This is a genomic window from Acinetobacter sp. GD03645 (genome assembly GCF_029845285.1).
In the GTDB taxonomy this organism is placed as follows: domain Bacteria; phylum Pseudomonadota; class Gammaproteobacteria; order Pseudomonadales; family Moraxellaceae; genus Acinetobacter; species Acinetobacter corruptisaponis.
This window is the reverse complement of the sequence record NZ_JAOCLL010000016.1, coordinates 1-13,045: the sequence shown is the minus strand read 5'-3', so window position 1 is coordinate 13,045 and position 13,045 is coordinate 1. Positions and strand designations below refer to the sequence as shown.

General features: G+C 45.5%; 13 protein-coding genes and 1 pseudogene. 2 read left to right on the top strand and 12 right to left on the bottom strand.

What is annotated here, in order from left to right; all coding sequences use genetic code 11:
* Window positions 1–2: 2 nt before the first annotated feature.
* From N5J47_RS13150 to N5J47_RS13100, 11 genes are all read right to left on the bottom strand, one after another.
* On the bottom strand, window positions 3–1,463 hold the full coding sequence (locus N5J47_RS13150; RefSeq protein WP_279960733.1) for a right-handed parallel beta-helix repeat-containing protein: 1,461 nt from the start codon (window positions 1,461–1,463) through the stop codon (window positions 3–5).
* A gap of 17 nt (window positions 1,464–1,480) precedes the next feature.
* The gene (gene aroD / locus N5J47_RS13145) at window positions 1,481–2,326 is read right to left on the bottom strand and encodes a type I 3-dehydroquinate dehydratase (RefSeq protein ID WP_279960734.1); all 846 of its coding nucleotides are present in this window, start codon (window positions 2,324–2,326) and stop codon (window positions 1,481–1,483) included.
* 130 nt (window positions 2,327–2,456) lie between these two features.
* Window positions 2,457–3,086: a protocatechuate 3,4-dioxygenase subunit alpha gene (gene pcaG / locus N5J47_RS13140; RefSeq protein WP_279960735.1), complete on the bottom strand. Its 630-nt coding sequence runs from the start codon at window positions 3,084–3,086 to the stop codon at window positions 2,457–2,459.
* 14 nt (window positions 3,087–3,100) lie between these two features.
* Entirely contained in the window at window positions 3,101–3,826 is a 726-nt protein-coding gene (pcaH, locus tag N5J47_RS13135) for a protocatechuate 3,4-dioxygenase subunit beta (protein WP_279960736.1), read from the bottom strand.
* 10 nt (window positions 3,827–3,836) lie between these two features.
* On the bottom strand, window positions 3,837–4,250 hold the full coding sequence (gene pcaC, locus N5J47_RS13130) for a 4-carboxymuconolactone decarboxylase (protein ID WP_279960737.1): 414 nt from the start codon (window positions 4,248–4,250) through the stop codon (window positions 3,837–3,839).
* Window positions 4,251–4,265: 15 nt separating this feature from the next.
* Complete coding sequence (locus tag N5J47_RS13125) at window positions 4,266–5,639, bottom strand: MFS transporter (RefSeq protein ID WP_279960738.1); 1,374 nt, start codon at window positions 5,637–5,639, stop codon at window positions 4,266–4,268.
* A gap of 41 nt (window positions 5,640–5,680) precedes the next feature.
* Window positions 5,681–6,466 (bottom strand): 3-oxoadipate enol-lactonase, encoded by a 786-nt coding sequence (pcaD, locus tag N5J47_RS13120; RefSeq protein WP_279960746.1) that lies wholly within the window; start codon window positions 6,464–6,466, stop codon window positions 5,681–5,683.
* Complete coding sequence (locus N5J47_RS13115) at window positions 6,466–7,821, bottom strand: 3-carboxy-cis,cis-muconate cycloisomerase (RefSeq protein WP_279960739.1); 1,356 nt, start codon at window positions 7,819–7,821, stop codon at window positions 6,466–6,468. Before N5J47_RS13115 ends, pcaD begins: the two co-directional genes overlap by 1 nt.
* 8 nt (window positions 7,822–7,829) lie before the next feature.
* A complete protein-coding gene (gene pcaF / locus N5J47_RS13110) occupies window positions 7,830–9,044 on the bottom strand; it encodes a 3-oxoadipyl-CoA thiolase (RefSeq protein ID WP_279960747.1) in 1,215 nt (404 codons plus the stop codon).
* Between the two features lie 17 nt (window positions 9,045–9,061).
* Entirely contained in the window at window positions 9,062–9,715 is a 654-nt protein-coding gene (locus tag N5J47_RS13105; RefSeq protein ID WP_267979222.1) for a 3-oxoacid CoA-transferase subunit B, read from the bottom strand.
* 2 nt (window positions 9,716–9,717) lie between these two features.
* Entirely contained in the window at window positions 9,718–10,401 is a 684-nt protein-coding gene (locus N5J47_RS13100) for a 3-oxoacid CoA-transferase subunit A (protein ID WP_279960740.1), read from the bottom strand.
* Between the two features lie 248 nt (window positions 10,402–10,649).
* On the opposite strand from N5J47_RS13100, the gene pcaU reads away from it, so the two are divergent.
* A complete protein-coding gene (gene pcaU, locus N5J47_RS13095; RefSeq protein ID WP_279960748.1) occupies window positions 10,650–11,474 on the top strand; it encodes an IclR family transcriptional regulator PcaU in 825 nt (274 codons plus the stop codon).
* A 196-nt stretch (window positions 11,475–11,670) separates the two neighbouring features.
* Here pcaU and N5J47_RS13090 read toward each other — a convergent pair whose 3' ends face one another.
* Window positions 11,671–12,738 (bottom strand): amidohydrolase family protein, encoded by a 1,068-nt coding sequence (locus tag N5J47_RS13090; RefSeq protein WP_279960741.1) that lies wholly within the window; start codon window positions 12,736–12,738, stop codon window positions 11,671–11,673.
* Window positions 12,739–12,755: 17 nt separating this feature from the next.
* On the opposite strand from N5J47_RS13090, the pseudogene N5J47_RS13085 reads away from it, so the two are divergent.
* Window positions 12,756–13,045: pseudogene (locus N5J47_RS13085) on the top strand (IS1595 family transposase); the annotation flags it as partial.

Here is a 13,045-nt window from a genome sequence, read left to right as displayed (position 1 = left end):
CCTTATTTCAATTTTACTGCTGAACTCAGTTCAGAAGTTGCACCGAATTGATCTGTAACATTTGCAGTCAGAGAGGCAGCTTTCGTGGTTGGTTTCCACGCCACAGTGGCAATACCCTGTGCATTGGTCACCGCAACGCTTGAACCTAAATAAAACTCAGCCTCGCCTGAATTGGCTGATGAATTACCAAAGAACTCAACTTGATAACGCTGGTTTGGTTGTCCTTTAACTTCAACCACAACCTGACCTTTGGATAGGCTAAGTTTAGGTGCCTGAATACCCTGGTTTGGTTGTTGGTTACAGCCCTGTTCGTTTGGCTGCTGACAGGTTTTTTGCAGGTTTGCAGGGTCAATTTTTACGCCATGACCACGAGAACCGACAAAGTGGGCATGTTCCAAGCCTGGAATGTCAAAAATAATCGCACCTAAACGCTGGTTCGGTACACAGCTTCCGCCTGCCTCACAGCGCTTGATGTCTTTGCCGTTATTCCAGATTTGGTTTTTGGTCAGTGTAATTCGTGCATTGGCATCTTTTTCAGAGCGAATGGCAATCCCGACTCGATTACCATGTACCTTATTGCTGTCAAAGATATTGCCATCGCCTGTCAGGTTAAAGCCATTGGAGTTGTTGGTCAGCTCGTTATAGGCAATGTAATTGCGCTTACCCCAATTGATCTGTAAACCATCTGAGTAGTTTTCAAACTTGTTACCCACCACGGCATTGTCATTGCCCCAAAGAATTTCGATCCCTTGCGATGGTTCAGGATTGGCAGAGGTTGAAATAAACTGGTTATTGGCAACCAAGTTAAATGCTGCACCACGGGTCAGTTCCAACCCATCGCCATTGTCCTGAAAATAGTTGTCGATCACCTTGTTGTTATTGGTGGTGGTTGCAGTTGGGTTACCCTTACCATCATCACCTGTCAACATCACACCTGCACCACCATAATTGTGCATAATACGGTTATGCTGAATCAGGTTATTGCTGGCACGATTCATTAAGATACCAATACAGAAATGGCGAATTTCCAGACCCTGAATGGTCACACCATGAATGTCACGCAATACAATGCCAGGTAAAGTGGTAGTACGCACATTGGTTCCAAACTGTCCCTCAACCGCACCTGGACAGGCTTCCACACCTGTGCCCTTGATATAGCTTGATCCATCAATGGCAATAAACTCGCCTGTTTTTGCCCACTGTGTCCCAATAATTTTGACAGGTGCCTTGATTTCAGGAAGTGGACTTTTGACTTGAATGACATAAGGTGCCTTACCCACCGCCTGAACCTGAATTTCACTGGCTTCTGTTGGTTTGCTGTTGGCCTGTTCAATCGCCCAACGGAATGAACCTTTTTCAGAATCATCCTGATAACGGTCAACAATATAGGTTTCCGCTGCTGCCATGCCTGAAATTGCCAAACCGACTGCCAATGTGCTGAGACGTAATGAGATTAGTTTCATTTTGATATTCCTTTCAATTATTGTGTCGGTTGAACCGTTTTTAAGAACTGCTTGAGTTGAGTCACATCAATCTGACCTGGCGCAGATGCCTCGCCAATCATGCCGAAGCTAAAGCTACCGCCCATATTGGCAGTGGCAATCCGTGAAATGGTGCCAAGTTTGCCCATCGACATGGTGAGTAATGGCTTTTTAGATTGCTGGCTGACTTTTAAAGTCGCATTCATTAAGGTGAAAACATCCTGTTTGCTTTGTGGCATCACCGCAATTTTTAAAATATCCGCACCCAGTTCATCCTGCTTGAGTAGGCGTTTAACAATTTCGTCTTCGCTCGGTGTCTTTTGGAAATCATGGTTTGACATCACGATCAGCACTTTTTTGTCATGCGCCAGTTTGACCGTATTTTTCACCACCTGCTGATCACGGAACATTTCCACATCCAGCATATCCATAAATGGTTGTGGTTGACTTAAGTAGGCTTGATAGATCTTGCCATAGTCAGCATCACTAATGGTCAACTTTCCACCCTCGTTATGGGTACGAATGGTTGCAATGATTGGCTTTGTAGCTAAAATCTGGCGAAGCTCCTGACCAAGTGCAATCACCTGTTTCGTGTCATTGGCAAAATCCAGTAAATCAATGCGAAATTCAGCAAGATCAGCATCGGAATTGGCAGCGATTACTTTTGCCTGTTCAAGTGCCTGCTCTCTGGTTTTAGCGGTAATCGGCACAATGGTTTTTACAGGAAGTTTGGCAAGTTCAGCCAACTCCACCTGTTTTTGCGCATTGTCTTGTGCCTGTGCCATTTGAACCGTAAATAAAGGACTCATTGCCAATATAATTGCTGCTAATTTTTGTAATTTCATTTCCATCTTCCTTAATCAGTTGTGTCAATTCAGATCTATTGCCAAATGGGCATATAGTGGTCGAACACAGTTCGACCCTACAAAATGACCTAAATGTAGTGGCGAACTGTGTTCGCCTATCCTTCAATATCTAAATATCAAAAAACACTGTTTCATCTTCGCCCTGAATCCGAATATCAAAGCGATAGACAATTTCCCCATTCACTTCACTGCGTTTTGCAATCAGGGTTTGGCGACGGGTTGCCCATTCAATGCTGTTTAAAACAGGATCATTGGCATTGGCTTCGGTTTCATCCTCAAAGTAGATACGGGTATTCAAACCAATATTGATGCCACGGGCAAAGACAGCGACAGCAATATGTGGTGCCTGCGTTGACCCTTTGCGCCCTGCCACGGCAGCAGGCTTAATGGTGTTAAAGTGCCAAAAGCCTGTTTCAAAGTCCGCACCTGTACGACCCCAACCTAAAAAGTTTGGATCGGCAGTTTTGCCCTGAGTATCGGCCTGACTTGGATAGGCGCCATTGGCATCGGCCTGCCAGATTTCCAGTAATACATCCCTTAATGGCAAACCCAGTCCATCAAAGACTTGCCCCTCGATTCGGATACGTTCGCCCTGAGTTTTGTCATTCACTAACTGGTTATCAAAATTATGTGCAAACACCTCAATATTGGCCTGTTGCGGTAATAAGCCAATATGTACATACGGCCCACCTGTCTGTGATGGGGTTTCTTTCAATTCCTGAAAATTCCATGTGTTCATTGTCTTACTCCCAATCAGGTCAAATCATTTTCAAAGTAGGTTGCACGGCGACCACGCAGGGTGATGTCAAAGCGGTAGCAGCGGCTATCTGACTCGATAAAGTTGTTTTTATCTTCCAGGGCAATTAAGGCGCGGCGTTGCTGTTCTGACGGAATGGTTTTAATGATCGGGCATGAATCAATCAGCGTATCGCCCTCAAAATAAAACTGTGAAATCAGGCGTTGCGCCCAACCATCAGCGATTAAGGAGAAATGGATATGGGCAGGTCGCCATTCATTGATACGGTTACGCCACGGATAAGGACCTGGTTTAATGGTACGGAAAATATAGAAGCCATTTTCATCGGTCAGGGTACGGCCACAACCGCCAAAGTTAGGGTCCATTGCACCAATAAACTTGTCATTTGGATGACGGTAACGACCTGAAGCATTGGCTTGCCACACTTCCAGCAAGGCATTTTTAACAGGACGGCCAAACTGGTCACGCACATAACCATGCACAATGATACGTTCGCCCACAGGTAAACCCTCTGTGGCGTAGTTCAGGATGAGGTCATTGTCTTTTTCACCAAAAATACTCGGTGCAAAATGCGGTGCTGTGACTTCTGTCAGTGTTTCAGCAATTGAAATCAGTGCATTTTTTGGTGAACGCAACACACTGGTCTTATAACCTGGTGCATACGCAGGTGGATGATCGTCTGTATTCCGTTGTGCATAGGCACCTAAAGTATGTTTTAACATGGTTATCTCCTTAATCCTGTTCTTTCGCTGAAACAGGCTGTACCTCAATTCCGAGTTCCTTAAATACGTCTTCCGCCATGTGCATGGCCGCATTGGCAGCAGGCAAGCCTGCATAGAGTGAGCTATGTAAAATCAGCTCTTTTAATTCGTCTTTGGTCACGCCGTTGTTAAAGCAGGCTTTTAAATGCATCCGCAGCTCGTCCTCACGTCCCAATGCCAATAGAATCGCAATGGTGACCAGACTACGGGTATGGCGTGGCAGCCCCTCACGGGACCACACCTCACCCCACGCATAACGGCTAATAAAATTCTGGAAATCCTGATTAAAATCATTGAGGTTTTGCAGTGAACGTCCCACATGCGCTTCGCCTAATACTGCGGTACGAACCTCAAGTCCTTGCTGATAACGTTGTTCATCATTCATTGACTTTTTCCTCAATTAAGTTGCATCGGTATGTGCAACAATAGATTTCACAAAAATGGCGACGGCGGCGGCTGTTGCAGGAATAAACAACATGCTCAGAATCATGGTGAATGACCAGTGATTCCCCAGTAACACCGCACCGATCCATGCACCAAACACCGCACCGAAACGACCAATCCCTGTCATCCATGCAATACCTGTGGCACGGCATTGGGTTGGGTAGAAACGGGCACTTAAGGCTGGCATGGAAGACTGTGCACCGTTAATGGCAATCCCTGCACACAACACTAAAACAGCAAGTAAGGTTGAATTTCCGAGACTCTGCCCCACTGCGATTGCGAACAATCCAGCGGCAAAGTAGAATCCTGCAATAATGCGGTTTGGGTTAAAACGGTCCATCGCCCAGCCAATGAATAAGGCACTCAGCACGCCGCCGAACTGGAACAATCCACCGATAAATGCGGCACGTTCCAGGGTTGCGCCTGTTTCACGCATTAGGGTTGGCAACCAACTGGTCAACAGGTAGATCACCACCAGACCCATAAAGTAGGTTGACCAAAGTAAAACCGTACCTTTGGCATATTGTTTTGAGAACAAGATGCTGAATACGTTTTTCTTTTCTGCCGCTTTGGACTGTTCTTCGGGAATATGAAATGCTGTTGCACCCTGAATTTGAGTTGGTGCAATATGCGTTAAGATTTTGCGGACTTTCTCAGGATTTCTGCCCTTAACAATCAGGAAGCGATAAGACTCAGGTAAGCAGAAAATCACTAAAAGCATTAAGATCAACGGCGACCAGCCACCCAGTAAGAACAGGCTGTGCCAACCAAAGGCAGGAATCAACCAGCTACTGATAAAGCCACCTGTTGCCATGCCTAGGTTGTAACCGCAGAACATACAGGTCACCATCAACGAGCGTACCCGTGTTGGGCAATATTCAGAAAACAAGGTGGTTGCGTTTGGCATGGCTGCGCCTAAACCAATACCTGTCAGGAAGCGCAACACCACCAATTGATCTAAATTCTGTGCATAGGCAGACGCAAGCGTAAAGCCACCAAAGATCAGCATGGAAAACGCAAGTACAATCTTACGTCCGAAGCGGTCCGCGGTTGGGCCTGACACCAGTGCCCCAATGATCATGCCACCCAGTGCAGCACTCATCACAGGGCCAAGCTGGGAACGGTCAATGCCCCAGTCCTGTGTCAGGGCTGGTGCGATAAAACCCATTGCGGCGGTATCAATACCGTCAACAAAAACAATGAAAAAACAAACAATTGCAATCATCCATTGATATTTACTGACTGGTGCATTGTCAATCAGTGCCTGTGCATCCATGCTGTTATTTTTTGCAGCACTATTGTTTTGAGCGGCATAGTCCTGAGACGCCATATCTGCCTCCTTAAGGCGAAATCCTTTTTAAAACGAACCGTTTATATTTTTTTGATAAACTTTGTAAGTTCCTGAGTAAATGCCTGCGCTTGCTCAATATTGGATAGATGTGAAGCAGGCAAAACCTCAAGCTGGCTATGAGGAATAGACTGATGCATCAATTCTGCATCCTGAACTGTCGTCACAGGGTCATACTGACCTGCAATAATTAAAGTTGGGATTTGAATCTGTTTAAGCTGATCCCGCAGATCGGCATCTGCCAAAGCCCGACAACTGTTGGCATAACCTTGAGCTGAGCTAATTGCCAGACTTTGAATGGTTTTCTGTGCCAACACATCGTGGGCATAGTCAAAATGTTCGCTAAACCAGCGTGTATGGGTGGTTTTCACAAGTTCAGCCAAACCATGTTGTTCCACACTTTCAGCCCTGCTATTCCAACCCTCTGTTGTCCAGATTTTTGCAGCAGAGTTTGCAACCGTAATACTGTGAAAACGGTCTGCATGATGAATTGCCAAATACAATGCGGTGATGCCACCCATGGAAATCCCACAAAAATGTGCTTTCTCAATCGCTAAGGCATCGAGAATATCCACCACATCCTCTGCAAGATTCTGCAAAGTGGTATGGGCAATCACTGCACTGTCACCATGACCACGCGTGTCATAAGTAACCACCTGATAATTTTCTGCCAATGTGGCAACCTGTGCCTGCCACATGCCATGATCTGTTCCAAGTGAATTGGAAAACATCATCACAGGCGCATCTTTTAAACCATGTACCTGCACTGCAAGTTGATGCCTCTGACGATTATTTACCACCTTGATCATCATTTCGACGCTCCTTGTGCTGCCTGCAATACCGCATCAATTTGTTGCTGAATATTGCCCAAATAAGATGCTGGCTGAAAAATCTCATCCAACTGCTGAGCTGAGAACTGGGCAGTGATCTCGTCCATTCCTGCCAAAATATCTTTTAAATGTGTACGCTGTGCCACGGCTTGCTGACACGCCTGCTCAACTAGGTGATGTGCATTTAAACGCCCAATTTTTGGCGCAAGCGCCATCATCACCGCTTCCGCCATGATCAGGCCATGAGTACAGTCAAGATTGCGTTGCATGGCATCAGCATTGACCTCAATACCCTGCAATACTTCATTGCTGCGCTCCAGTACACCTGCACATAACTGAAAAATTTCAGGAATTGCCAGCCATTCGGCATGCCATGCACCTAAGGCACGTTCATGATCCTGCACCATGCTTTGATAAACACTGGACATCAATGCAGGAACACGATTGGCTGCTGCAAGAATTGAGGCTGCCGCAACGGGATTGCGTTTATGCGGCATGGTGGATGAACCACCACGACCTTTTGCCGTTGGTTCGAATACCTCAGCAATTTCGGTTTGCATGAGCAGCGACCAATCTTTTGCCATCTTGCCGACATTTCCGACAATCATGGCAAGTATACTGGCAATCTCAACCATACGGTCACGTTCCCCGTGCCAGGTACATTCAGGTGCGGTGAGTTTCAATTCCGCCGCAAAGGCTTTAACCACAGCAAAACCTTGATCTTTTAAAGATGCCAATGAGCCAACTGCTCCACCCAGTTGTGCGGTCAATACACGCTCTTTCATCGCTTGCAGACGCTCAAGATCACGCTGCAATGCCGCTGCATAACGTGCAAACTTATGTCCCAACGTAATCGGCAAGGCCTGCTGTAACCACGTCCGTCCAATCATGACCTGATCACGGTAACGCTCAGCTTGTTTTAATAAAATGTCATAAGCAGATTGCAATTGCTTTTCAACCAAGGCCAACGCATCACGACATTGCAGAATCGTTGCTGTATCAATGATGTCCTGACTGGTTGCACCCCAGTGAACATAACGGGATGCATCTTCATCCTGTTGCTTCACGATGGCTGTGAATTGCTTGACAAATGGAATCGCTATATTGCCAGCCAAACCAGTCGCCACTGCCAACCCACCGAAATCAATTTTTTCTAAAGCCGATTGCCCAACCTGTTCAATGATCGTTGCAGCAGATGCAGGAATGACATTGACCTGAGCCTGTGCTTTAGCCAAAGCCACTTCAGCTTTGATCATATATCCCAATAAGGCATGATCACTAAATATGGCAGTGACATCAGGCTGATAAAATAGGCTGGCGTATAGCTGGCTCATGGTACACCTCACTCAACTCGCTGGATAATCAGGGCAATCCCCTGACCCACACCAATACACATTGAACATAAGGCATACGTTCCGCCTGTCTGCTCAAGCTGGTTTAATGCTGTTGTCACCAAACGTGCGCCTGATGCACCCAATGGATGACCTAGGGCAATCGCACCACCATTCGGATTAATACGAGCATCATCATCGGCTAGCCCTAGATCACGCGTCACTGCTAAAGCCTGAGCAGCGAAAGCCTCATTCAACTCAATCACATCCATCTGATCCAAAGTCATGTTGGCTTGTTTGAGCAGTTTTTTAATTGCAGGCGCAGGTGCAAAACCCATGATGCGTGGTTCAACACCCACTGTGGTAGCGGCAATGATCTTGGCACGTGGTTTCAGTTGATACTGTGCAACCGCTTCATCTGATGCGATCAGCACTGCTGCCGCACCATCATTAATGCCCGATGCATTACCTGCGGTGACTGTACCCTCAGCTTTCACAACACCTTTGAGTTTAGTCAGTGCTTCTAATGTGGTTGATGCACGTGGATGTTCATCGGTATCAATGACAATGGCATCACCCTTACGCTGTGGAATGGTTACTGACACAATTTCATGGGTAAAAAAGCCGTTGGCTTGCGCTGCTGCTGTACGTTGTTGGCTCACCAAGGCAAACTGGTCCTGATCGGCACGGTTGATATTGAACTGCTCCGCCACGTTTTCTGCGGTTTGCGGCATGGTATCCACACCATACATTTGTTTTAGTTTTGGATTGATAAAACGCCAGCCCATAGTGGTGTCTTCAATCTTCTGGCTACGGCCAAATGCACTATCAGACTTGCCCATCACATACGGCGCACGGCTCATGCTTTCCACACCGCCTGCAATCACCAAATTGGCCTCACCTGATTTAATCGCACGAGCTGCCATCGCAATGGCATCCAATGATGAACCACATAAACGGTTGACTGTAGTTGCAGGCACTTCAACTGGAAGACCTGCCAACAATGCTGACATACGTCCTACATTACGGTTGTCTTCACCAGCCTGATTGGCACAGCCATAGATCACATCATCAATCTGCTCCCAGTCAACATTTGAATTACGTTGCATCAAGGCTTGAATTGGAACTGCTCCCAAGTCATCAGCACGTACTGGCGCTAGACCACCTGCATAACGACCGAATGGAGTACGGATCGCATCAATGATGTAGGCATTTTTTAAAGTCATATTCATGTTACTCATCCTTAAGCCTGTGTTGCATCAGTTAGTTTTGCACCTGTTAAGGACTGCAATTCCTCAAAGCTCAGGCCATCCACTTTTTCAATGACTTTTAAACCATCCTTGGTCACATCAATCACACACAGGTCGGTATAGATACGATCCACACACTTCAAACCTGTTGCTGGATAAGTCAGTTCTTCTACAATCTTGGGTTCACCCTGCTTGGTGGTATGGTCGGTGGTGATAAAGACTTTCTTGGCACCCACCGCTAGGTCCATCGCACCACCCACCGCAGGAATCGCATCTTGAGCACCTGTATGCCAGTTGGCGAGATCACCATTGGCTGCAACCTGAAATGCACCAAGTACCGCAATATCCAGATGCCCGCCACGCATCATGGCAAAGGAATCACCGTGATGGAAAAAACAGCCGCCTGTAAGCATGGTCACGTATTCCTTGCCCGCATTAATCAGCTCAGGGTCTTCTTCACCCTTGGCTGGCGGCGGGCCAAAAGCCAACAAGCCATTTTCAGAATGTAGAAACACATCTTTATCGGCAGGGAGATATTTCGAAATTTTGGTTGGTAAACCTATGCCCAGATTGACATAGGCACCATCTGGAATGTCCTGTGCAACACGTTCAGCAATCTGGTCACGACTTAATTTTTGATAGCTCATGATTATTCTCCTGCACCATTTTTCGTATCAACAGCAACCACATGCTGAACAAAAATTCCTGGGGTAATGATATGTTCAGGATCAAGCTCACCCAGTTCCACTACTTCAGCAACCTGCGCAATGGTGACATCCGCAGCCATCGCCATGATTGGTCCAAAGTTACGGGCAGATTTATTAAAAACCAGATTGCCCCAACGATCGCCCTTATAAGCCTTGATCAGTGCAAAGTCGGCCTTGATGGGATATTCAAGGACGTAGTCCTTACCCTCAATATGACGAGTTTCTTTACCCTCAGCGAGTAAGGTTCCAAAACCAGTTGGGGTAAATACTGCGCCCAAGCCCATTCCTGCCGCCTGAATACGGCAAGCGAGATTACCCTGCGGAACGAGTTCAAGCTCAATCTTGCCTGCATGGTAGAGTTCATCGAATACCCATGAGTCGGACTGGCGTGGAAAAGAACAGATGATTTTACGAACCGCGCCTGTTTTTAATAATTTGGCAAGGCCATAATCACCGTTACCTGCATTATTATTGACAATCACCAAGTCCTTGATGCCAAGTTCAATCAGTCCATCAATGAGTTCTGCGGGTTGTCCTGCGGTACCGAAACCACCAATCATGATGGTCGAACCATCCTTGATCTGGGATAGCGCTTCGGTTAATGAGGTGGCACTCTTATCAATCATCTGACTACTTCCTGTACGATTTATCACTCATTGCTTCATCCTGTAAAACTGATGAAACGAAGTTGAGTGTTTTGTTCGGATTTGTTCTATTCATTCTTGATAAATTTTTTGCTGACTTCTAGGCTTGAATATGTATTTTGTTCGATGATTATTTTTTATGTTCGATCATCGAACATTATCCAAGTAAAATAGTCATGTTTCCATTAGAATAATAAATAGGCATTGATTTGGGATAGAGCATTAAAATGATGGAACAAGATCAGGACAAGAATCCACGGTTGATTCAGCATATTGAAAATAAAAAAACCATTCGACATGAGGACTTTATTGCAGGAATCTCCAAAGGTCTGGCCATTCTGGAATGTTTTGGACCTGAACGGCATCGCCTGAATATGAGTACGGCTGCGGAAAAAACAGGCATGACCCGTGCCGCTGCCCGACGCCATTTACTGACTTTGGAATACTTAGGCTATTTGGAGTTTGATGGACACTATTATTATCTGACTCCCAAAATTCTTAAGTTCTCAGGTGCCTATCTGGATGGTTCTCCGCTCCCTAAAATTTGCCAGCCATTGTTAAACCTGCTCACCAACCAAACTTCACTGATTTATTCCGTGATGGTTTTAGATGGCTATGAAGCGATTACCATTGCTCGTAGTGCCGCACATCAGCAAACTGACCGTGTGAATCCATATGGTTTGCATTTGGGGAATCGTCTCCCCGCCCATGCCACTTCTGCTGGAAAAATTCTACTTGCACACTTGAGTAAAGAAGAACAAAAGCAATGGTTGGAGAAATATCCCTTAAAACGCTTGACCAAATATACGCATACAGACAGTAATGAATTTTTAACATTGCTACATGACATTAAGGAACAGGACTGGTGTTATTCAAGTGAGGAACATGAGCTGGGAGTCCATGCCGTGGCTGTTCCAATCTATGATTCCAATGCCAGTGTGGTTGCCGCATTGAATATTGTGTCCCCCACCATGCGCACCACAAAGGATTATTTAATCACCCATATTTTACCATTGTTACAGGAAACCGCGCGTGATTTACGTCACGTGATTTAATTCAAGGCAATTGCTTAAAACACTTTAAGCTAGTCTAAAATTGTCGAGGCATAAAAAAAGCCACATCTGGAGAATGTGGCGAAAGGTGTACTGCATATACGGTGATGCCGTATCCTTAAGTTAATCAAGCTAGCTTAAATGAACATTAAACTTTTAAAGCCAAGTAAAATAATTCTAAAGACTGTGGATTAGACTTCTAATCCAGACGATAGAAATTGGCTGCATTTTGTCTAAACACTGAATACAGTGCCTGCTCACCATAAGGTGCAATGATTTGAAGATAGGCCTGAATCATGTCACTCAAGGCAGCATTGGCTTTGTCCATAGGAAAATTAGAAGCATACATAACCCGATCCACCCCAAATACAGTAATCGCATGTTGTATCAATGGCGTTAATAAATTCACCATTTCATCAACTGTCGCTGTTCTGTTCTGCTTATAGAAATGATGCCCCAATACAGGCATCATCAGGCCAGAAATTTTGGTATAGACATTTTTCTGTTCTGCCAAAAGACCCAAATCATGTTGCCATTGGTTAAAAATGTCTGCCCGTTGTGAAGCAGTCTTGCCTGTTCTTTTACCGACCGCGCCAAACAGGCCAGCAGGTGTTGCAAGATGATCCACAACAATACGCGTATTTGGAAAAGCTTTTGCCAAAGCGGTTATTTCATTTAGCTGGGTTGAATAGCCCCAGGCATCAAAAGTCAAATCTATTTTTGCCAGTTGCTCAAAACCTTTTAAGAATTTTTTAGTGTCATATAAATGTGGCTTGTCACACCAGCGATAAATGCCCTCATCCTCATGCCAGGCAGCCATTTTACGAATACCGCAAAACAAGGGACTGGCCTGTTGATGTGCCTTAAGTATCTTTTTAAACTTTCGGTCTCGTGGGTCAGCAGTTCCCACAATCGCCCCCAGTTTGATTCCCTGTTCGCTAAATTTTAACTGGCTGATCCACTGGGTTTCCTCAACCACGCCAAGACCTTTATGGTGATGCCAATTGGCTTCAACATGCACCACACTTTCCACAGAAAAATGGCCTACATCAGCCTTGTAATGTTCTGGCAAATAGGGACTGAGTGCATACTGTGTGACTCCCAAGCTATCTAACAGCGCCCTTGGTTTGACTAAACGTATGACTTTATCCATCACTGCGGGATATTGCCCTAAAGCCTTGACCAGTAATGCCGCTGAGTGTGGTGTATGGTATGGATCCCATTGGTGAAGATGGGGATCAATAATCGCAAAATCGAGTTGTTTCATTACTTAGATCTATTTTTATGAAGATGACCAGATGTAAATTAAGTAAAAAAACTCAAAGAAAGCTGCTTGAGTTTTTTATAGCAGAAGTCACTGTTAGAACAGCAGCTAATTTGGTGGGTATTCAACCTAACTCAGTTGCCCTGTTTCACAGAAAATTTCGTCAGGTCATTATGTATCATCTTGACCAAGATCATAAAGATCTTTGAGGAAAAAATTAAGCTGGACAAGAGCTACTTGGGTGGTATACGCAAAGGAAAACGGGAACTTGGTGGCAAGGTATATGTGAAAATTGTGCCAGATACCAGAA

Excerpts from the sequence above, each read along its gene's own strand:
- N5J47_RS13150 (WP_279960733.1), bottom strand. The coding sequence starts at position 1,463 with ATGAAACTAATCTCATTACGTCTCAGCACATTGGCAGTCGGTTTGGCA.
- aroD (WP_279960734.1), bottom strand. The coding sequence starts at position 2,326 with ATGAAATTACAAAAATTAGCAGCAATTATATTGGCAATGAGTCCTTTA.
- pcaG (WP_279960735.1), bottom strand. The coding sequence starts at position 3,086 with ATGAACACATGGAATTTTCAGGAATTGAAAGAAACCCCATCACAGACA.
- pcaH (WP_279960736.1), bottom strand. The coding sequence starts at position 3,826 with ATGTTAAAACATACTTTAGGTGCCTATGCACAACGGAATACAGACGAT.
- pcaC (WP_279960737.1), bottom strand. The coding sequence starts at position 4,250 with ATGAATGATGAACAACGTTATCAGCAAGGACTTGAGGTTCGTACCGCA.
- N5J47_RS13125 (WP_279960738.1), bottom strand. The coding sequence starts at position 5,639 with ATGGCGTCTCAGGACTATGCCGCTCAAAACAATAGTGCTGCAAAAAAT.
- pcaD (WP_279960746.1), bottom strand. The coding sequence starts at position 6,466 with ATGATCAAGGTGGTAAATAATCGTCAGAGGCATCAACTTGCAGTGCAG.
- N5J47_RS13115 (WP_279960739.1), bottom strand. The coding sequence starts at position 7,821 with ATGAGCCAGCTATACGCCAGCCTATTTTATCAGCCTGATGTCACTGCC.
- pcaF (WP_279960747.1), bottom strand. The coding sequence starts at position 9,044 with ATGACTTTAAAAAATGCCTACATCATTGATGCGATCCGTACTCCATTC.
- N5J47_RS13105 (WP_267979222.1), bottom strand. The coding sequence starts at position 9,715 with ATGAGCTATCAAAAATTAAGTCGTGACCAGATTGCTGAACGTGTTGCA.
- N5J47_RS13100 (WP_279960740.1), bottom strand. The coding sequence starts at position 10,401 with ATGATTGATAAGAGTGCCACCTCATTAACCGAAGCGCTATCCCAGATC.
- pcaU (WP_279960748.1), top strand. The coding sequence starts at position 10,650 with ATGGAACAAGATCAGGACAAGAATCCACGGTTGATTCAGCATATTGAA.
- N5J47_RS13090 (WP_279960741.1), bottom strand. The coding sequence starts at position 12,738 with ATGAAACAACTCGATTTTGCGATTATTGATCCCCATCTTCACCAATGG.